Below are 18042 nucleotides of genomic sequence, written 5' to 3'. Positions count from 1 at the left end.
CGCCCGGGCCCCGAAGGCCCTCCCGGAACGGGGAGGTTCCGGCGGGATCCGATGAAATCCGGGCTTGGTCTGCTTCTTGACTTGGACTGTGTCAATCGTAGGATCTGACGCGTTGATAGCCAAGGGTTGAGAACGACCGTTCCTGAACAGCGTGACCCGCCTGGTCCGGAAGGATTTGCATGTCTGAGAACCATGACGCAGCAGTTGAGGCACAGGGTGCGGGCGGCTGCCCGGTCGCGCACGAGCGCGCCCCCCACCCGACCCAGGGCGGCGGGAACCGCCAGTGGTGGCCCGAGCGCCTCAATCTGAAGATCCTCGCCAAGAACCCCGCCGTGGCGAACCCGCTCGGCGAGGGGTTCGACTACGCCGAGGCGTTCAAGACCCTCGACCTCCCGGCCGTGAAGCGGGACATCGAGGAGGTGCTGACCACCTCGCAGGACTGGTGGCCGGCCGACTTCGGCCACTACGGCCCGTTCATGATCCGCATGGCCTGGCACAGCGCCGGCACCTACCGGATCAGCGACGGCCGCGGCGGCGCCGGCGCCGGCCAGCAGCGCTTCGCGCCGCTCAACAGCTGGCCGGACAACGCCAACCTCGACAAGGCCCGCCGGCTGCTGTGGCCCGTGAAGAAGAAGTACGGGCAGAGCCTGTCCTGGGCCGACCTCCTCGTCCTCACGGGCAACGTCGCCCTGGAGTCGATGGGCTTCGAGACCTTCGGCTTCGCCGGCGGCCGCGCCGACGTGTGGGAGCCCGACGAGGACGTCTACTGGGGTCCCGAGACCACCTGGCTCGACGACCAGCGCTACACCGGTGACCGCGAGCTCGAAAGCCCGCTCGGCGCCGTCCAGATGGGCCTGATCTACGTCAACCCCGAGGGCCCGAACGGGAACCCGGACCCGCTCGCCGCTGCCCGCGACATCCGCGAGACGTTCCGCCGGATGGCGATGAACGACGAGGAGACGGTCGCGCTGATAGCCGGCGGCCACACCTTCGGCAAGGCGCACGGCGCCGGCCCCGCCGACCACGTGGGCGCCGACCCCGAGGCCGCCCCGCTGGAGGCCCAGGGCCTCGGCTGGCTGAGCACGTACGGCTCCGGCAAGGGCGCCGACACCATCACCAGCGGCCTCGAGGTCACCTGGACCACGACGCCGACGCGGTGGAGCAACAACTTCTTCGAGAACCTCTTCGGCTACGAGTACGAGCTGACCACCAGCCCGGCCGGCGCCCAGCAGTGGGTCGCGAAGGACGGCGCGGGCGCCGGCACCATCCCGGACGCGCACGACCCGTCCAAGAGCCACGCGCCGACGATGCTGACGACGGACCTCTCGCTGCGCTTCGACCCGGCGTACGAGCAGATCTCGCGCCGGTTCCTGGAGAACCCGGACCAGTTCGCGGACGCCTTCGCCCGCGCCTGGTTCAAGCTGACCCACCGCGACCTGGGCCCCGTCGTGCGCTACCTCGGCCCCGAGGTCCCGTCCGAGACCCTGCTGTGGCAGGACCCGCTGCCGGCCCTCGACCACGAGGTGATCGACGCCGCGGACATCGCCTCCCTGAAGGAGCGGATCCTCGGCTCGGACCTGACGGTGTCCCAGCTGGTCTCCGTGGCCTGGGCGTCGGCCTCGTCCTTCCGCGGCAGCGACAAGCGCGGCGGCGCCAACGGCGCCCGCGTCCGCCTCCAGCCGCAGGCCGGGTGGGAGGTCAACGAGCCCGACCAGCTCGCCGCCGTGCTGCGCGTCCTGGAGGGCGTCCAGGAGTCCTTCAACTCCGCCCAGACCGGCGGCAAGCGGGTCTCCCTCGCGGACCTGGTGGTCCTCGCCGGCACCGCCGCCGTCGAGCAGGCCGCCAAGGACGCCGGGCACGAGGTCGAGGTGGCCTTCACCCCGGGCCGCGTGGACGCCTCCCAGGAGCAGACCGACGTCGAGTCCTTCGCGGCGCTGGAACCGGCCGCCGACGGCTTCCGCAACTACCTCGGCAAGGGCAACCGCCTGCCGGCCGAGTACCTGCTGGTCGACCGGGCGAACCTGCTGAACCTGTCCGCCCCCGAGCTGACCGTCCTCGTCGGCGGCCTGCGCGTCCTCGGCGCGAACCACCAGCAGTCCAAGCTGGGCGTGCTCACCGACGCCCCCGGCACGCTGACCAACGACTTCTTCGTCAACCTGCTCGACCTGGGCACGACGTGGAAGCCGGCCTCCGAGGACCGGAACACCTTCGAGGGCCGCGACGCCTCGACGGGCGCCCTGAAGTGGACCGGCACCCGTGCCGACCTGGTCTTCGGCTCGAACTCCGAGCTGCGGGCGGTGGCCGAGGTGTACGCGAGCGACGACGCGGAGCACAAGTTCGTGCAGGACTTCGCCGCCGCGTGGAGCAAGGTCATGGACCTGGACCGGTTCGACCTGGTCTGAGAGCGCGCAGCGGTATGACGGCGCGAGCCCCGGGCCGGCCGGTCCGGGGCTCGCGCCCTGCTCAGCGCCCCTGGCCGTCTTCTCCCCGGACGGCCGGGCCGAGGCCGGCCGGGGCGCGGGCCAGGACGAGGGCCAGCGCCTCCCCGGTGCTGTCGAACTCGCCGAGCACTTCGCCGTGGCGGACGCGGAACCGCCCGTCGGCCAGCGGCTCGGCCGACGGCAGCCGCACCTCGTAGGGGATCGTGGTCGTCGAGCTGAACTTCAGCATCATGTGGCTGGTGTACGGGTACAGCCGCCGCAGCCCGGGGACGGCGCGAGCGGCCGCGATGAGCTCGACGATGCGCGGGTACACCCTGCTCGGGCTGCAGAGTACGGCGTACTCGGCCTTCCACTTCCAGGAGCGGGCCATCCACTCCCACTTCGCCTCGACGGCGGCGGCCGGTCCGAGCCGGTGGGCCGCGGCCAGGTCGACGGGCTCGGGCAGGGGCGGGAAGTCCGGATGGTCGCGGCCGATGGGCCGGAAGTCGTCGGGGATCACCGCTGAAGTATGCGGCCGCTTCGGGTAGCTTGCCGGCAGACTCATTCGAATCTTCCAACGGGGCTACGGGGCACACGTGTTAGAGCTGAGGGGAAGCGGGGCCGAGCCGCTGGAGGCGGACGACCCGCGGCTGATCGGGCGCACGGCACTGGCGGGACGGCTGGGCGCCGGCGGCATGGGGCGGGTGTACCTCGGGGTCCTGGACGGGCGGTACGTGGCCGTCAAGCAGCTCCTCGCCTCGGTCGTCGGCGAGGACGAGGACTTCCGGCGCCGCTTCGGGCACGAGCTCGACAACCTCGCCCGGCTCCCGGAGGAGGCCACCGCCCCGCTGCTCGACAGCGACCGGACCGCGAACCCCCCGTGGTTCGCCACGGCCTACATACCCGGGCTCACCCTGCGCGAGGCCCTCGCGCTGCACGGCGGGCCACTGCCCGCGCGGGCGCTGTGGCTGCTGCTGCGGGAGGCCGCGGAGGGTCTGGCGGCGGTGCACGCGCTGGACATGGTGCACCGGGACCTGAAGCCGTCCAACGTCATGCTGACCCTCGACGGGCTCACCCTCATCGACTTCGGCGTCGCCCGGGCCGCCGAGCAGAGCCAGCTGACCCGGACCGGGATGGTCGTCGGAACCCCCGCGTACATGGCGCCCGAACAGGCTTCGGGCGCCCGGGCGTTGAGCGGTGCCACCGATGTGTTCGCGCTGGGCTCGGTACTGGCGTACGCGGCCTGCGGCCGGCCGCCGTTCGGCGAGGAGTCCGGCCACGGGGTGCTCTACCGCATCGTGCACGAGGAGCCCGACCTGGAGCCGCTGCGGGAGCTCGACGCCGCTCTCGCGGACCTCGTCGCCGCTTGCCTCGCCAAGGACCCCGGGGACCGGCCGACCGCCGCCGAGCTGCTCGAACGGGCTGCGGGGCACGGGCCGTTCGAGGGCCCGCCGTGGCCCGGGGCGGTCGCCGAGCGGCTGGCCGAGCGGGCGGCGTTCGCGGCCCGGGTGCAGGAGATCGACGTGCCGACGCTCCCGCTGGGCGGCGGAGAGCCCGCCCCGGGGGCGCAGGCCCCGGCCGGGACCGGCGCCGCGGCCCGGCCCGAGCGCAGACGCCGGACCCGGGTCCTGCTCGCGGTGCTGCCGGTCGTCGTGGTGGCCGGCGGGACCACCCTCGCCGTCCAGTACCTGCCGCACGTGACCGCGCCGTCCCGGGCGGGGGCGCAGCCCTCGGTCTCCTCCCCGGTTCCGGGCGCGGCACAGGGCCCGGCCCCGGCCCCGTCGTCGGCGCCGTCGGGACCGCAGCCGTCCGCGTCGGGCGGATCCCCGTCCGGTCCGGCCTCCGCGCCTCCGGGGGCCCAGTCCCCCGTCCCGGGCCAGGGGCCGGGGGCGCAGCCGGCCCCGCCCGCCGCGAACACCGGTGCGGGCCCGGGCCCGGCCCCCGGTACGGGCACGGCGCCCACGGCCGGTACGCCGAACGGCTCCGGCGGCGGTTCCACGGGCACGCCCGGCGGTGGCGGCACCCCGCCGAAACCCATCCCTCCCCCGACCTCCGGCACCCACCGCTACAGCAACGGCGACAACGGCCAGTGCATCACCCAGGTGTTCGGCGCCTCCGACTACGGGAGCTGCTCGGACGCCACGGCCCGCTGGACGGTGCGCAGCCAGGGCGACGGCGGCTTCAAGCTGGTCAACCAGCAGACGGGCGGCTGCCTCTACGGCAACATGCTCGGCCAGGCCGTCTTCGTGGGCGACTGCGGCCAGGACATCGCCCGGACCTGGCGCACGGGCGCGGGCGGCACCCTGCGCAACGACTGGAACGGCGGCTGCCTCGACCTGGGCATGAACAGCGGCCTGGTCACGAACTCCTGCGACGGCAAAGCCTCCCAGCGCTGGTCGCCCCAATAGCCTCAGCCGGAGAGCCGGCGCCGCGACCGCCGCCCGGCGGTCGCGGCCAGCCCGGCCAGGACCACGGCCGCGGCCACCGCCGCCCAGCGCACCGCGCTCCACGTCAGCGCGACCACGGGCTCCTGCGACGAGGCCTCGACCCGCAGCCGCATGCTGGTCTCCGCGAAGGCCATCGCCGGTACCAGCAGGCGGAAGGGGAGTCCTCGCGGTCCGTTCTCCCGGGCCAGGCTGCCCGCCAGCCCCAGCAGCGGTCCGAGCAGCGCGGCCGCGAGGCCCCACATCAGCACGCCCGTGGAGTTGACGGACTCCTGGAGGAGGCGGGGGTCCGCCCCGCCCAGGTCGACGGCCCGCAGCTCGTTGTGCACCGACTTGGTGAGGTAGTAGGCCACCACGCCCGCGAAGAGCGACACCGTGGCGAGGACCACGGACTCCGCCCTCGATCCCCGGGCGGCGCCGACGGCGAAGGCGAACGCCGCCCACGTCCAGCCGCCCGACAGTACGACGTGCACGGCGTGCCCGGCCGTCCCGCCGCCGGTGGCGAGGAGCGGCGGGAGGATCCCCAGGGCCACACCGCACAGCACGGCGACGGCGCACGCCAGGACACGCGGTCTCATGGACGGCCTCGATTTCATCCGGAAATGATCTCAAACGCTCATCGCGGTCAACTCTGTTCCGGTCACGGCGTGTTGGCCACGCCAGGTCGGCTCAAGGCGCCCTCGTACGCAGGCGCGCGCCCGCGTACAGTCCGTGCTGCCCGACGTCCGCCGGACAGGAGAACAGCCTTGGCCACACACGCCGTTACCGGGCGGTCCGCCCTGCCGGTGCCCGAGCTCGACGCCGCCGACGTGGAGCGGTGGCGGGCCGGAGGGGGAGAGCTGATCGAGCTGCTGGGCCTCGCGCGGGAGCGGCTCGGTGGTCTCGCCGCCGTGCGGATCGGGCCGGATCCCACCGTGCTGGTGACCGGGCCGGAGGCCGTGCAGCACGTCCTCGCCCGCAACCCCGACGCGTACGTCAAGCGCTCCCACCGGGCCCGGCTGCTGATCGGTGACGGGCTGCTGGCCGCGACGGGCGACGCGTGGAAGCGGCAACGGAGGCTGCTCCAGTCGCAGTTCACCGGTACGGGCATGCGCCGCTACGAACGGCGGATCGCCGCGGCGGCCCGTACCACGGCGGAGCGCTGGGCCGGGTACGCGCGCACCGGGGAGGTCTTCGACGTGGGCGAGGAGATGCGCCGCTTCGCCCTGGACACCATCTGGCGGGCACTCACCGGACACGCCCTGGACGACGCCACCGCGGGGGAACTCACCGCGGTGGCGTCCGTGGTGGCGGCGCTGCCGAGCCTGCCCGCCGACGAGGTCGGGGCCCGGGGCTCGGTGGCCGCCGACCTCGCCCGGATCGACGCCGTCGCCCGGCGGGCCGTGGCCGCCGCCCGGAACCGGGAGCCCGGGCCGGAAGGGCCGGGGCTGCTCCAGGTGCTGGTGGAGGCCTCGGACACCTACCCGCAGTACACGGACCGGCTGCTGCGCGACGAGCTCGTCACGCTGCTGGTCGCCGGGCACGAGACCACCGCCACCACCCTGACCTGGCTGTACCTGCTCCTCGACCGCCATCCCTCGGCCCGCGAGGAGGCCCTCGCCGCCGGCCCCGAGGGCTCACCGGGGCGCCGGGAGGCGGTGCAGGCGCTGGTCAGCGAGACGCTGCGGCTCTACCCGTCGGCGTGGATCCTGCCCCGGCACGCGGCCGTCGCCGACACCGTCGCCGGCCATGCCGTCCCGGCCGGAACGGACCTGCTGGTCTGCCCGTACCTCACCCACCGCGATCCGGAGCTGTGGCCGGACCCCGAGCGCTTCGACCCGGGCCGGTTCACCACACCCGGCGGGCGGCCCTCCCGGCAGGGCGCCTACCTGCCCTTCGGCATGGGCCCCCGGGCCTGCCTCGGCACGCAGTTCGCCCTGCGCGAGTCGACCGCCCTGCTGGAACTGCTGCTCCCCCGACACGCGCCGGCGTTCGAATCCGTCCCCGCGGGGGCCGCGTACAGCATCACCGTCCGGCCGGACGGCCCGGCCCCGGCGCGCCTGGCGCACGCACCCCACGGGAGGCCCGTGTGACCCCGCCCGAGCGGACGCCGCGGCACGCCCGGCGCGACGACCTGTACCGCGACCCGTACCCGCTGTACGCCCGCGCCCGCCGGACCGAGGGGCTGACGTACCTGCCCGCGTTCGACGCCTGGCTGGTGGCCCGCGACCGGGACGTGCGGGAGGTGCTGCTGCGCGCGGAGGACTTCTCCTCGGTGAACTCGCTGACCCCCGACGTGGCGCTGCCGGACGCCGTCCTCGGGGTCCTGGCGGGCGGTTTCGGGCCCCGGCCCACCGTCGTCTCCTCGGACGGCGCCGCCCACCGCCGGCACCGGGCCCCGCTGAACCGGGGGCTGTCCTCCGCCCGGGTGGCGGCGCTGCTCCCGCACGCCCGCGCCTGCGCGCGGGAGCTGGTCGACGGCCTGCCCGCGCACGGGCCCGTCGAGCTGGTCGGGGCCTACGCCCGGCAGCTGCCGGGGCAGGTGATCGGGCGGCTGATCGGACTGGACCCGGCGGACGTGCCGGCCGCGGTGCGCGGCGGCTACCGGGCGGAGGAGCTGCTGTTCCGGCCGCTGTCGCCGCAGGAGCAGGTCGCGGCCGCCGAGGACGTGGTCGCCCTGCAACGGCTGCTGGACGGGTACGTGCGCGCCCGGCGCGAGCGGCCCCGGGACGACCTCTGTTCGGCCATGGTCTCGGCCCTGGCCCCGGGGACCGGCGAGCTGACCGCCGAGCAGCGCCACGAGCTGGTGGCGAACCTGCAGAACCTGCTGATCGCGGGCTTCCTCACGACCAGCGCGCTCATCGCCACCGCCCTGATGCACCTGCTCTCCGACCGGCGGCAGTGGCGGATGCTCCGCGAGGACCCGTCCCTGGTCCCGGCGGCGGTGGAGGAGGCCGCCCGCCACGACGCGGCGGTGCAGGCCTTCCGGCGCAGGACCACCCGTCCGGTGACGCTGGCCGGGACCAGGCTGCCGGCCGGGGCGACGGTGCTGGTGGCGTACGGGTCGGCCAACCGCGACGAGCGGCGCCACGAGCGCGCCGGGGTGTTCGACATCGGCCGCGGGGCCGCCGCCCGGCCCCACCTGGCCTTCGGGTACGGGCCGCACGGCTGCCCGGGCTCCCGGCTGGCCCGCGAGCAACTGCGGCTGACGCTCGACCTGTTCGCGCACCGGCTGCCGGGGCTGCGGCTGGACGGGCAGCGGCCGCCGCGCATGCGCCCCACGCTGATCCACCGGTCGCCGGAGGAGCTGTACGTGTCCTGGTGAGATCCTGGAGGCAGGAGGCTCCGGGAGCTCAGGAGGCACGCCATGTCACATGCCGAGGAATGGAAGGTAGGCGTCTACCTCATCGAGGAGGACGGTACGACCAAGGCCCGGGCGGTGCTGGAGACCGGCAGGGACACACTGGTCGGGCGGGGCCGGGCGCGGTGCAACCCGCAGGACGTGGAGGTCCCCGCGATCGGTGACGAGCTGGCGGCGAGCCGGGCGATGCGGGACCTGGCCGGTCAGCTGGGCCGGGCCGCGGACAAGGACCTGGCCGCGCTGGGCGCCGTACCGCAGGCGCCGCGCACCGGGTACGGCTGGCCGGACGACTCCGGCGGCGGCCGGTAGCAGGGCGGCGGGCGGCCCCGGGGAGGTGTGCGGCGGGCCGTCGCGGGCAGGCGCACGCCATGGTCTTGCGTCATCCGGCGGAGAAGGGCGAGGACGGCGGGCGGGCCGGCCGCTTCGAGCGGCTGGCCGAGCTCGCCTCCAATTTCACCAGTTCCGCCGTCTTCTCCGCGCTGTGCGCGGCCCTGGTGGCCGGTCTGGTCGTCGTGCACGTGCTGGGTCTGCCCATGGAGTGGCAGCACCTGGCGGGCGACTCGATCGGCGCGGTGTCCCTGCTGATGCTGGCCCTGCTGAAGAACTCCGAGCGGCGCGCCGAGCGCGCCGTCCAGCGCAAGCTCGACGCGATCGCCGCGGCCCTGCTGGAGGAGCGGGAGGGCAAGGAGGGCAGGGCCCACGAGGACCTGGAGTCGGCCATCCGGATGGAGGAGCGCCTCTAGGAATTGTCCGGCCGGGAATTTGTCCGGTGTTCCGTTCTCACAGCTGGGCGGCGACGGCGACCAGGAGCGCGGCCATGCCCACCGCCAGCCAGGCCAGGTAGTCGCCGAGCAGCCCCGAGTGCAGTCGGCGCAGCGGCAGCAGCAGTGCGGCCGCGGCCCTGCGCGGGGCCCCGCCGGGGCCGCGTACGGCGGTGGCGGCGAGCAGGCAGGCGAGGGCCGCGGAGGCCAGGCCGAGCGCGGTGCCGGCCGGGGTCCACGCCGTGGCGACGGCCTCCCCCGCCGCCGCGGCCGCCCGGCCGGTGTCCGGTGTGCGGCCAGAGCAGGGCGAGTACGCCGAGGCAGGCGGCGGCGGTCGTGGTGGCGAGCAGGTCGCAGCCGAGCGTGGGCAGCCGGCGTCCGGCCACGGCGAGGACGGCGGCACCGGCCAGCGGGACGGCGACGGCGAGCGGCAGGAGGGTCTGGGGCGAGGGCACCGGTCAGCCCCGGAGGGCGGTGAGCGCCTGGGGGTCGACGGTGCCGTGGCGTTTGCGCAGCTGGATGGTGAGGGCGAGGAGCAGGGCGGTGACGGTCGCGCCGACGACGATGTCGGTGAGGGTCAGGGCTTGGACGACGGGGTCGACGACGGGCCGGCTGCCGGGCGGGAGGTCCCCGAAGACGGGAGCGGTGGCGCCGCGCCGGTAGCCGACGCCGAGCAGCATCAGGTAGGTGGAGGTCTGGGCGACGGCGAGGCAGCCGACGGCGTGGATGAGGTCGCGGCTGGTGACCAGGCCGTACAGGGCGGTCAGGAGCACCCATCCGGCGGCCAGGAACGGCAGGGCACCCATCAGCGCGGTTCCTCCTGAGGGTCGGGGGCGGGCGGGCGGGCGGCGGGGCCGTCCGTCGCCCGGTCGGGTGATCTCGACGGCCTGGTCGAGGAAGTGGGCGAGCAGCACGATCAGCCCGGAGCCGACCTCGATGCCCACGGCGAGGTTGAGCAGGGGGACCGTCCCGCCGGAGGTGATGGTGTTGAAGGTGCCGAGGGGGAGCACGTTCTCCAGGAAGGCCCCGCCCGCCGCGAGGGCGGCCAGGCCGAGCGCGGTGAAGGAGAGCGCGGCGAGGGCGTCCGCGGTGTCGAGGGCGGCGAGCGGCCGGACCCGTTCGAGGACCCGGTAGTCGGCGGCGAGGTAGGCGAGGTGGAGGGCGGTGGCGAGGACCACTCCGCCCTGGAAGCCGCCGCCGGGGGTGAGCTGGCCGTGTGCCACCACGTACACGCCGGTGACGAGGGCGACGGGCAGCAGGACGGCGCCGAAGAGCCGGGTGGTGGGCAGGGCGCGTTCGGTGCGGGGCGGTTCGCGGTGTTCGTCGCGGGCGAGCCGCAGCAGCAGGGTGGAGCCGAGGACGGTGACGAAGAGGATCGACTGCTCACCGAGGGTGTCGAGGGCCCGGAGGTCGAAGTTGACGGCGGAGACGGTGTTGGCCGTGCGGTGGGCGAGGGCGGCGGCGACGGCGCGGTCGCCGTAGGGGTGGTGGTCGGTGCCGAAGGCGGGGAGGTCGAGGCAGGCGGCGGTGAAGAACGCGGCGAGCACGGTGCCGGCCGCGCCGAGGAGGGCGCCCCGGGCGCGCGCCTTCACGGCCGGTCCTCCCGTTCGCCGGGCCGCGCGGGCGGGCGGCGGACCTTGCGGGCGGTGAGCAGGATCAGCAGCGGGGTGAGCGCGGTGCCGACGGCGAGCTGTGACAGTGCCACGTCGGGGGCCTGGAGCACGAGGAACAGCAGGGTCAGCGCGAGGCCCAGGGCGGCGAGGGCGACGGCCTGGCGTACGGGTTCGCGGCAGAGCACGGCGAGGGTGGCGGCGGCGACCACGAGGAGGAGGGAGGTCAGGGTCAGGGCGTCATCCATGCCGGGGGGGTGCTCCTGGTCCTGGTGGCGGTCCTCGTCGGCGGTGGCCTTGGCGACGGCGATGGTGGTCACGGTGGATCCGGCGGCGAGGAGCAGGCCGATGAGGAGGGTTTTGCCGGCGGCCCGGCCGGCGCCCTGTTCCAGGGCGACGGCGCAGGCGATCAGCGGGGTGCCGAGGCCTCCCGCGGGGGCCAGGGCGTGCAGCCGGGCGAGGCCCCCGGGCAGGAAGGGCAGGGCGGCCGCGGAGACGAGGAAGCAGCCCACTCCGGCCCAGAGCAGGAGGTGGGCGGCGAGGTGCGCGGTCCCGGCCCCGGTCATGTCAGCCCTCCCCGTCGGGCGGGCTGGAGCCGGCGATCCGGGTGAAGACGAGCACCCCGGCCGGGGAGAGCACGGCGAAGACGAGGGCGAGGTCCTGGTACGAGGGGCGGCCGTAGGCCATGGGCAGCAGCAGGAGGAGGGCTCCGGTGGCCGTGCCCGCCAGGCACAGTCCGGCCAGGCGGCGTACCGCGCTGCCCCGGGCCGCCGCCCACAGGCAGGCCGGCCAGACGGCGGCGAGCAGCACCAGGGCGGCCGCCGACCAGCCGGCGGCCGGTACGGGGCTCACCGCGCGCCCCGTCGGCGGCCGAGCGCCCGCTCCGGGCCGCCGGGGGTGGGTGCGAGGGTGTGCACGACGGCGCTCGGCCGCTCCTCGGGCCGGTCTCCCCCGGGCCGGTCTCCCTCGGGCCGGTCTCCCTCGGGCCGGTCTCCCTCGGGCCGGTCTCCCCCGGGCCGGTCCCCTTCGGGTGCGCTGCCCTCGGGCAGGTCGACCACGCAGGTGTCGGCGGACCAGCCCAGCAGCACCCCGGCCCATCCCGGGTCGGCCCCCTCGCGCAGCCGTACGGTGCGGATCCGGCCGCGCCGGGCCCCGGGCGGGGAGGCGGGGAGCCGCAGGAGGGTCCCGAGGCCCCCGAGGGCGGCGCGAGGCAGTGCCAGGACCGCGCGGGCGGCTCCGGCCGTGCCGTGCACCCGTACGCCGGCGGCGCGGCGCAGCCGGCCGGCGACCCAGCCGGCTCCGGCCGCGCCGACGACCGCCACGAGCACTTCGGCGGGGTCCGGGGTGGTGACCGCGAGGAGGGTGACGCCGGTCAGCGCCGCCCACCACAGGAGGAACTCCAGCAGCCTGCCCCTCACCCGCCTCTCCCTTCCCGGGACGGGGACAGGTTGGCGGCACCCGGCGGCCCCGGCGGGCGGTGCGGCGGCCGACTCGGGCGGTGCCACCCGCGCGGCGCAACGGCAGGCGGTGCGATCGCATGGCGCGTTAGGCTCGGACGGAGTGGCGCACGAGAGGGATGGTGCACATGTGTCGATGGCTCGCCTACTCCGGCTCGCCGATGCTCCTCGACGCCGTCCTGTACCAGCCGGAACACTCGCTGATCGACCAGAGCCTGCACGCGCGGATGGGCGTGGAGTCCACCAACGGCGACGGCTTCGGCATCGGCTGGTACAGCACCGACGGTGACGGTACGCCCGCCGTGTTCCGTGACATCGGACCGGCCTGGAACAACCGGAACCTGCGGGAGCTGGCCTCGCACGTCCGGTCGCCGCTGTTCTTCGCGCACGTCCGCGCCTCCACGGGTTCGGCGATCCAGCAGACCAACTGCCATCCCTTCCGGCACGGCCGCTGGCTGTGGATGCACAACGGTTCGATCACCGACTTCCACCGGCTCCAACGCGACCTGTGCATGGCCGTGGACCCGGCGCTGTTCCCCTGCATCGAGGGTTCGACGGACTCCGAGGTGATGTTCTACCTCGCCGTCACCTTCGGCCTGGACCAGGACCCGCCCGGGGCGGTCGCCCGGATGGCGGGCCTGGTGGAGCGGCTCGGCAAGGAGCACGGGGTCGCCGACCCGCTCCAGATGACGGTGGCCGTCAGCGAGGGCGAGCGGGTGTGGGCCTTCCGCTACTCCAGCCAGGGCAGGTCCCGTTCGCTGTACTACAGCAGCCGGGCCGACACGGTGCGCCAGCTGTACCCGGAGCTGCCGTACCTGCGCGCCGTGTCCGACGAGACGCGGCTGGTGGTCTCCGAGCCGCTCGGAGACCTCGCCGGCGTGTGGAACGAACTGCCCGAGGCGAGTTACGCGGTGGTGCCGTGGGACGGCCCGGAGGACTACCTGCCCTTCATCCCCGAGCTGCCCTGACCCCGCCGCGCCCGCCCCGGGCGGTCCGGGTCAGCAGATCCTCGGCAGCTGCTCCCCGATCGGCAGGTCGACCACGCGCGTGCCGCCGAGGCCGGTACGGGCGACGACCAGGCCGGGGTGGTCCTCGACCGCCTCGCCGATCACCGCCGCCCGCCGGCCCAGCGGGTGGGCCCGCATGGCGTCGAGGACGGCGTCGGCGTGCTCGCGGGGGACGAACGCGACGAGCTTGCCCTCGTTGGCCACGTAGAACGGGTCGAGCCCGAGGATCGCGCAGGCGTTGCGCACGGCCTCGGGGACCGGCACCCGGCCCTCCTGGAGGACCACGCCGGTGCCGGAGGCGGCCGCGATCTCGTTGAGGGCGGCGGCGAGCCCCCCTCGGGTGGGGTCGCGCAGGACGTGCAGGTCGGGGGTGACGGCGAGCATGGACCGCACGAGGCCGCCCAGGGCCGCGCAGTCGCTGACGATGTCCGCTTCGAAGCCGAGGCCCTCGCGGACGCTCATGATGGCCACCCCGTGCAGCCCGATGTCCCCGCTGACGATGACCACGTCGCCCGGCACGACCCGTTGCGGGCGCAGGTCCACGCCTTCGGGGACGAGGCCGATGCCGGAGGTGTTGATGTACACGCCGTCGCCGTGGCCCACTTCGACGACCTTGGTGTCCCCGGTGGCCACTTCCACGCCCGCCGCGCGGGCGGCCGCGCCGAGGGCTTCGGCGACGCGGGCCACGGTTGCGGTCTCGACGCCCTCCTCCAGGATGAACCCGCAGGACAGGTACGCGGCCACGGCCCCGCTCATGGCGAGGTCGTTGACGGTGCCGTTGACGGCGAGGTCGCCGATGCTGCCGCCGGGGAAGAACAGCGGGCGCACCACGTAGGAGTCGGTGGAGAAGGCGAGGCGGGCCCCGCCCAGGGTCAGGGTCGCGGAGTCGCCGAGCTGTCCGAGGACCTCGCCGCCGTAGGCGGGGGCGAAGACGTGCCGGACGAGTTCGGCGGAGAGCGCTCCGCCGCCGCCGTGGCCCATCACCACGCGGGGGTGGTCGCGCAGGGGGGCCGGACAGGTCCAGCCCGAGACGTCCAGTGCGGTGTCAGACAACGGGGGTCGCCTCCAGCGGTGCCGTCTTGGCGGTCGGGATCTCCAGGCGCCGGTAGAGGTAGTACGCGGCGCACGCGCCCTCGCTGGAGACCATGGTGGCGCCGAGCGGGGTGCGCGGGGTGCAGGTCTTGCCGAAGGCCTCGCACTGGTGCGGTTTGATCAGGCCCTGGAGGACCTCGCCGCTGCGGCAGGCGGCCGGCTCCCGGGTGTCGATCCCGGTCACCGAGAAGCGGTGTTCGGCGTCGAAGTCCCGGTAGCGGGGCGACAGCCGCCAGCCGCTGGCGGGGATGGTGCCGATGCCGCGCCAGGCCCGGTCGGTGACCTCGAAGACGTCCTCCAGCATGGCGAGGGCGGCCGGGTTGCCCTCGGGGCGGACGGCGCGCGCGTAGGCGTTGTCGACGGTGTGCTCGCCGCGCTCCAGCTGGCGCACGGCCCGGCGTACGCCCTCCAGGATGTCGAGCGGTTCGAATCCGGTGACCACGATGGGCACGCGGTGGCGGGCGGCCAGCTCCGGGTACTCGGCGGTGCCCATGACGCTGCACACGTGCCCGGCGGCGAGGAAGGCCTGCACCCGGCAGCTCGGCGAGTCCATGATCGCCTCGATGGCCGGGGGGACCCGGACGTGGGAGACGAGCAGGCTGAAGTTGTTGATGCCGTGCTTCTTCGCCTGGTACACCGTCATGGCGTTGGGCGGTGCGGTGGTCTCGAAGCCGATGCCGAAGAAGACCACCTGGCGGTCCGGGTTCTCCCGGGCGATGCGCAGGGCGTCGAGCGGGGAGTAGACGACGCGTACGTCGCCGCCCTCGCCGCGCACCTGGAAGAGGTCGCGGCCGGTCCCGGGGACGCGGAGCATGTCGCCGAAGGAGCAGAAGATCACGCCGGGGCGGGAGGCGATCTCCAGGGCCTTGTCGATGACGTCGAGCGGGGTCACGCAGACCGGGCAGCCGGGCCCGTGGATCAGTTCGACCTGTTCGGGGAGGAGCTGGTCGATGCCGTGCCGGATGATGGTGTGGGTCTGGCCGCCGCAGACCTCCATCAGCGCCCAGGGGCGGGTGACGGTGGCGTGGATGTCGTCGAGCAGCCGGCGGGCGAGGGCCGGGTCCTGGAACTCGTCGATGTACTTCACTGCTGCGCCGCCTCCCGCGGGACGTCTCCGTGGTCGGGGGTGCCCGTATCCGGGGCGCCGCCGAAGTCTGCGGCCTGCTCCCAGGGGTCGCCGAACTCCTCCTGGAGCATGCCGAGTTCGGCGAAGAGCTCCAGGGTCTTGAGCGCGGACTCCTCGTCCAGGCGCTGGAGGGCGAAGCCGACGTGGACGATGGCGTACTCGCCGACCCTCAGGTCCGGCAGGTATTCCAGGCACACGTCCTTGACGACGCCGCCGAAGTCGACGGTGGCCATGCGGGTGCCGTCCCGCTCTCCGATGTCAATCACTCTGCCGGGTACCGCCAGGCACATGGGCCCCTCCTTGCTGTGGTTGTTCCGTGGCGCGGCCGGCCCTGGCCGCCGCCACCATGAGCTGGCCGAGGGCCAGTCCCCCGTCGTTCGGGGGGACCCGGTGCTGGCGCAGTACGGTGAAGCCGTGTTCCCTCAGCCGCCGTGAACAGGCGGCGGAGAGCAGGGTGTTGGCCATGACACCGCCGGTCAGGGCGACGGTGTCGAGGCCGTGCGCCGCGCGGGCGGCGAGGCAGGTGTCCGCGACGAGGGCGGCGACCGAGGCGTGGAAGCGGGCCGCGACCGTTCCCGGCGCGGTGCCCGCCCGTACGTCGGCGACGACGGCGGCCAGGACGGGCGCCGGGTCGGCGGTGTACGGGCCCGGGGTGCCGGGCGGCGGGGGGTGCAGGGCGAACCGGTAGCCGGGGTGCGGGTCCGCGGCGGGGGCGGCGAGGGCGGCCGCCTCCAGCTCGACGGCGGCCTGCGCCTCGTACCCGGCGAGGTGGCAGACGCCGGCCAGGGAGGAGACGGCGTCGAACAGGCGTCCCATGCTGGAGGTCGGCGCGCAGTTCAGGCCGCGCTCCAGCTGGCGTTCCAGTACGGGCAGTTCGGCGGGCGGGCAGGCGGCCACCGCGGGCAGGTCCGGGGTGCGGGCGAGGCCGGCGGACCACAGGTGGGCCACGGCCATCCGGTAGGGGCGCCGCACGGCGGCGTCGCCGCCGGGGAGCGGGACGTACGCGAGGTGCGCGAAGCGGGTGGCGCCGGTGTAGTCGGCGAGCAGCACCTCGCCGCCCCAGACCGCGCCGTCGTCCCCGTAGCCGGTGCCGTCGAAGGCGATGCCGATGACGCGGCGCGCGCCGTCCAGTCCGTGTTCGGCCATGGCGGAGGCGACGTGCGCGTGGTGGTGCTGGACGCGGACCAGGGGGCGGGCGCCTGCGTGGCGGCCCGTCCAGGCGGTGGAGCGGTAGCCGGGGTGGCGGTCTGCGGCGAACAGGACGGGTGCCACTCCGGTGATGGACTCCAGCTGCCGCTCGGCGCGTTCGAAGGCCGCCTGGGTGGCCAGGTCGTCCATGTCGCCGATGTGCGCGGACAGCCAGGCCCTGCGGCCCTCGCCGAGGCAGAAGGCGTTCTTCAGGTCTCCCCCGGCGGCGAGCGTGGGCGGCACGGGCAGCGGCAGTGCGACCGGCAGGGGGGCGTGGCCCCGGGAGCGGCGTACGGTCAGCGGCTCGCCGTCGCAGACGCGCACCACCGAGTCGTCGCAGGGCACGTGGATGGGGCGGTCGTGGGTGAGCCAGGCGTCGGCGAGGTGGCCGAGGCGCTCCAGGGCCTCGGCGTCGTCGGTGACGATGGGCTCGCCGGAGAGGTTGCCGCTGGTCATCACGAGCAGCCGCGGCCCGGGCGGGTCGCCCGGCAGGCCCAGCAGCAGGTGGTGGATCGGGGTGTACGGGAGCATCACGCCCAGGTCGGGGCTGCGCGGGGCGACTTCGGCGGCGAGTGCCGAGGCCGCCGCGGGGCGGCGGCGGAGCAGCACGATGGGCCGCTCGGGGCCGGTGAGCAGGGCCCGTTCGGCGGGGCCGATCACGGCGAGGTGTTCGACGTCCGCGAGGGAGCGGGCCATCAGGGCGAAGGGCTTGTCCCCTCGGTCCTTGCGGCGGCGCAGTTCGGCGACGGCCGTGGGCCGGGCGGCGTCGCAGGCGAGGTGGTAGCCGCCGAGGCCCTTCACGGCGAGTACCGCTCCCGCGGCGAGGAGCCGGCGGGCCCCGGCGACGGGGTCGGCGGTGTCGTCCGCGCGGGGCGGCGCGCCGGTGAGCAGGCGCAGCCGGGGCCCGCAGGCCGGGCAGGCCACGGGCTGGGCGTGGAAGCGCCGGTCGGCGGGGTCGGCGTACTCGCGGGCGCAGTCGGGGCACATCGGGAAGCGGGCCATGGTGGTGTGGGCCCGGTCGTACGGGAGCCCGGTGACGATGGTGAAGCGGGGCCCGCAGTGGGTGCAGTTGACGAACGGGTGGCGGTGGCGGCGGTCGGCCGGGTCCGCGAGTTCGGCGAGGCAGTCGGCGCAGGTGGCGACGTCCGGGGAGACGAGGGTGCGGGCCGGGCCGCCGGAGCGGGAGGGGATGATGCTGAAGCCGGCTCCCCCGGCCGGGGGCAGTGCGTGGTGGTCGACGGTGTCCACGACGGCGAGCGGAGGGGCCTCGGCGGCGAGGCGTTCGCAGAACGCGGCGACGGCGGCGGGGGCGCCCTCGACCTCGGCGACCACCCCGTCGGGGGTGTTGGTGACGTGGCCGGCCAGGCCGAGTCCGGTGGCGCGGGTGTACACGTAGGGGCGGAAGCCGACGCCCTGTACGACGCCGCGCACGGTGACGCGGCGGCGTTCCGCGGCCGCGTCCATCAGCGGGGTTCCGGGGACGCGTGCGGCGAGGCGGTGGCCGGGGTGGGGGGCCCTGCGGGGCTGTCCCCTACCCTCCCTTCCACCGTTCCTCCCCCAGCTACCGCTGGGGGTGCCCCCAGGGGCTCTGCCCCGG

Annotated in this window: 18 protein-coding genes and 1 pseudogene; 7 read left to right on the top strand and 12 right to left on the bottom strand. The window is 75.1% G+C overall.

All coding sequences use genetic code 11. The annotated features are described in order from the left end of the window. Positions 1 to 179: 179 nt before the first annotated feature. On the top strand, positions 180 to 2402 hold the full coding sequence (gene katG / locus OG553_RS33590) for a catalase/peroxidase HPI (RefSeq protein WP_405982616.1): 2223 nt from the start codon (positions 180 to 182) through the stop codon (positions 2400 to 2402). Positions 2403 to 2463: 61 nt separating this feature from the next. Here katG and OG553_RS33585 read toward each other — a convergent pair whose 3' ends face one another. Further along, positions 2464 to 2940 carry a DUF6193 family natural product biosynthesis protein gene (locus tag OG553_RS33585; RefSeq protein ID WP_405982615.1) on the bottom strand — a complete coding sequence of 159 codons (477 nt, stop codon included), beginning with the start codon at positions 2938 to 2940 and terminating at the stop codon, positions 2464 to 2466. Between the two features lie 76 nt (positions 2941 to 3016). On the opposite strand from OG553_RS33585, the gene OG553_RS33580 reads away from it, so the two are divergent. After that, the gene (locus OG553_RS33580) at positions 3017 to 4828 is read left to right on the top strand and encodes a protein kinase domain-containing protein (RefSeq protein WP_405982614.1); all 1812 of its coding nucleotides are present in this window, start codon (positions 3017 to 3019) and stop codon (positions 4826 to 4828) included. Positions 4829 to 4830: 2 nt separating this feature from the next. On the opposite strand, the gene OG553_RS33575 is transcribed toward OG553_RS33580, so the two are convergent. Next, on the bottom strand, positions 4831 to 5442 hold the full coding sequence (locus OG553_RS33575; RefSeq protein WP_405982613.1) for a DUF6518 family protein: 612 nt from the start codon (positions 5440 to 5442) through the stop codon (positions 4831 to 4833). 168 nt (positions 5443 to 5610) lie between these two features. Between OG553_RS33575 and OG553_RS33570 the strand changes: the two genes are divergently transcribed. The 4 genes from OG553_RS33570 to OG553_RS33555 are packed head-to-tail and all read left to right on the top strand — an operon-like array spanning position 5611 to position 8947. Then, entirely contained in the window at positions 5611 to 6936 is a 1326-nt protein-coding gene (locus tag OG553_RS33570; RefSeq protein WP_405982612.1) for a cytochrome P450, read from the top strand. After that, complete coding sequence (locus OG553_RS33565) at positions 6933 to 8168, top strand: cytochrome P450 (RefSeq protein WP_405982611.1); 1236 nt, start codon at positions 6933 to 6935, stop codon at positions 8166 to 8168. Before OG553_RS33570 ends, OG553_RS33565 begins: the two co-directional genes overlap by 4 nt. A 42-nt stretch (positions 8169 to 8210) precedes the next feature. Next, positions 8211 to 8513, top strand: coding sequence for a DUF1876 domain-containing protein (locus OG553_RS33560; protein ID WP_405982610.1), 303 nt, complete (start codon positions 8211 to 8213; stop codon positions 8511 to 8513). Positions 8514 to 8572: 59 nt separating this feature from the next. Continuing rightward, positions 8573 to 8947, top strand: a complete 375-nt coding sequence (locus tag OG553_RS33555; RefSeq protein ID WP_405982609.1) for a low affinity iron permease family protein — start codon at positions 8573 to 8575, stop codon at positions 8945 to 8947. Between the two features lie 37 nt (positions 8948 to 8984). Here the strand turns inward: OG553_RS33555 and OG553_RS33550 are convergent, their stop codons facing one another. The 6 genes and pseudogenes from OG553_RS33550 to OG553_RS33525 form a co-directional block, all read right to left on the bottom strand. Continuing rightward, positions 8985 to 9368 (bottom strand): hypothetical protein, encoded by a 384-nt coding sequence (locus OG553_RS33550; RefSeq protein WP_405982608.1) that lies wholly within the window; start codon positions 9366 to 9368, stop codon positions 8985 to 8987. 55 nt (positions 9369 to 9423) lie between these two features. Further along, on the bottom strand, positions 9424 to 9771 hold the full coding sequence (locus tag OG553_RS33545) for a sodium:proton antiporter (protein WP_405983210.1): 348 nt from the start codon (positions 9769 to 9771) through the stop codon (positions 9424 to 9426). Between the two features lie 120 nt (positions 9772 to 9891). Further along, positions 9892 to 10512, bottom strand: a pseudogene (locus OG553_RS33540) (MnhB domain-containing protein); the annotation flags it as partial. Between the two features lie 41 nt (positions 10513 to 10553). Further along, complete coding sequence (locus tag OG553_RS33535) at positions 10554 to 11141, bottom strand: hydrogenase subunit MbhD domain-containing protein (RefSeq protein ID WP_405982607.1); 588 nt, start codon at positions 11139 to 11141, stop codon at positions 10554 to 10556. 1 nt (position 11142) lies between these two features. After that, positions 11143 to 11427: a monovalent cation/H+ antiporter complex subunit F gene (locus OG553_RS33530; RefSeq protein WP_405982606.1), complete on the bottom strand. Its 285-nt coding sequence runs from the start codon at positions 11425 to 11427 to the stop codon at positions 11143 to 11145. Beyond that, positions 11424 to 11993 (bottom strand): hypothetical protein, encoded by a 570-nt coding sequence (locus tag OG553_RS33525; protein ID WP_405982605.1) that lies wholly within the window; start codon positions 11991 to 11993, stop codon positions 11424 to 11426. Before OG553_RS33525 ends, OG553_RS33530 begins: the two co-directional genes overlap by 4 nt. Positions 11994 to 12160: 167 nt before the next feature. Here OG553_RS33525 and OG553_RS33520 point away from each other — a divergent pair, with 167 nt between their 5' ends. Beyond that, positions 12161 to 13000, top strand: coding sequence for a class II glutamine amidotransferase (locus tag OG553_RS33520; protein WP_405982604.1), 840 nt, complete (start codon positions 12161 to 12163; stop codon positions 12998 to 13000). 30 nt (positions 13001 to 13030) lie between these two features. Here the strand turns inward: OG553_RS33520 and hypE are convergent, their stop codons facing one another. The 4 genes from hypE to hypF are packed head-to-tail and all read right to left on the bottom strand — an operon-like array spanning position 13031 to position 17909. Then, on the bottom strand, positions 13031 to 14092 hold the full coding sequence (gene hypE / locus OG553_RS33515; RefSeq protein ID WP_405982603.1) for a hydrogenase expression/formation protein HypE: 1062 nt from the start codon (positions 14090 to 14092) through the stop codon (positions 13031 to 13033). Next, a complete protein-coding gene (gene hypD, locus OG553_RS33510; protein WP_405982602.1) occupies positions 14085 to 15218 on the bottom strand; it encodes a hydrogenase formation protein HypD in 1134 nt (377 codons plus the stop codon). The genes hypE and hypD overlap by 8 nt, the downstream gene beginning before the upstream one ends. Then, positions 15215 to 15547: a HypC/HybG/HupF family hydrogenase formation chaperone gene (locus OG553_RS33505; RefSeq protein WP_405982601.1), complete on the bottom strand. Its 333-nt coding sequence runs from the start codon at positions 15545 to 15547 to the stop codon at positions 15215 to 15217. Before OG553_RS33505 ends, hypD begins: the two co-directional genes overlap by 4 nt. Beyond that, positions 15516 to 17909: a carbamoyltransferase HypF gene (hypF, locus tag OG553_RS33500; protein ID WP_405982600.1), complete on the bottom strand. Its 2394-nt coding sequence runs from the start codon at positions 17907 to 17909 to the stop codon at positions 15516 to 15518. Before hypF ends, OG553_RS33505 begins: the two co-directional genes overlap by 32 nt. Positions 17910 to 18042: the final 133 nt, after the last annotated feature.

The organism is Streptomyces sp. NBC_00158 (assembly GCF_045160885.1).
Classification (GTDB): domain Bacteria; phylum Actinomycetota; class Actinomycetes; order Streptomycetales; family Streptomycetaceae; genus Streptomyces.
Note: the sequence above shows the minus strand (reverse complement) of the source record. Positions and strands in the feature narration are given on the sequence as shown.

What these genes read in the sequence shown, in the direction of transcription:
- katG (WP_405982616.1), top strand. Translation starts at nt 180, where the DNA reads ATGTCTGAGAACCATGACGCAGCAGTTGAGGCACAGGGTGCGGGCGGC.
- OG553_RS33575 (WP_405982613.1), bottom strand. Translation starts at nt 5,442, where the DNA reads ATGAGACCGCGTGTCCTGGCGTGCGCCGTCGCCGTGCTGTGCGGTGTG.
- OG553_RS33560 (WP_405982610.1), top strand. Translation starts at nt 8,211, where the DNA reads ATGTCACATGCCGAGGAATGGAAGGTAGGCGTCTACCTCATCGAGGAG.
- OG553_RS33555 (WP_405982609.1), top strand. Translation starts at nt 8,573, where the DNA reads ATGGTCTTGCGTCATCCGGCGGAGAAGGGCGAGGACGGCGGGCGGGCC.
- OG553_RS33545 (WP_405983210.1), bottom strand. Translation starts at nt 9,771, where the DNA reads ATGGGTGCCCTGCCGTTCCTGGCCGCCGGATGGGTGCTCCTGACCGCC.
- OG553_RS33535 (WP_405982607.1), bottom strand. Translation starts at nt 11,141, where the DNA reads ATGACCGGGGCCGGGACCGCGCACCTCGCCGCCCACCTCCTGCTCTGG.
- OG553_RS33520 (WP_405982604.1), top strand. Translation starts at nt 12,161, where the DNA reads ATGTGTCGATGGCTCGCCTACTCCGGCTCGCCGATGCTCCTCGACGCC.
- OG553_RS33505 (WP_405982601.1), bottom strand. Translation starts at nt 15,547, where the DNA reads ATGTGCCTGGCGGTACCCGGCAGAGTGATTGACATCGGAGAGCGGGAC.
- hypF (WP_405982600.1), bottom strand. Translation starts at nt 17,909, where the DNA reads ATGGACGCGGCCGCGGAACGCCGCCGCGTCACCGTGCGCGGCGTCGTA.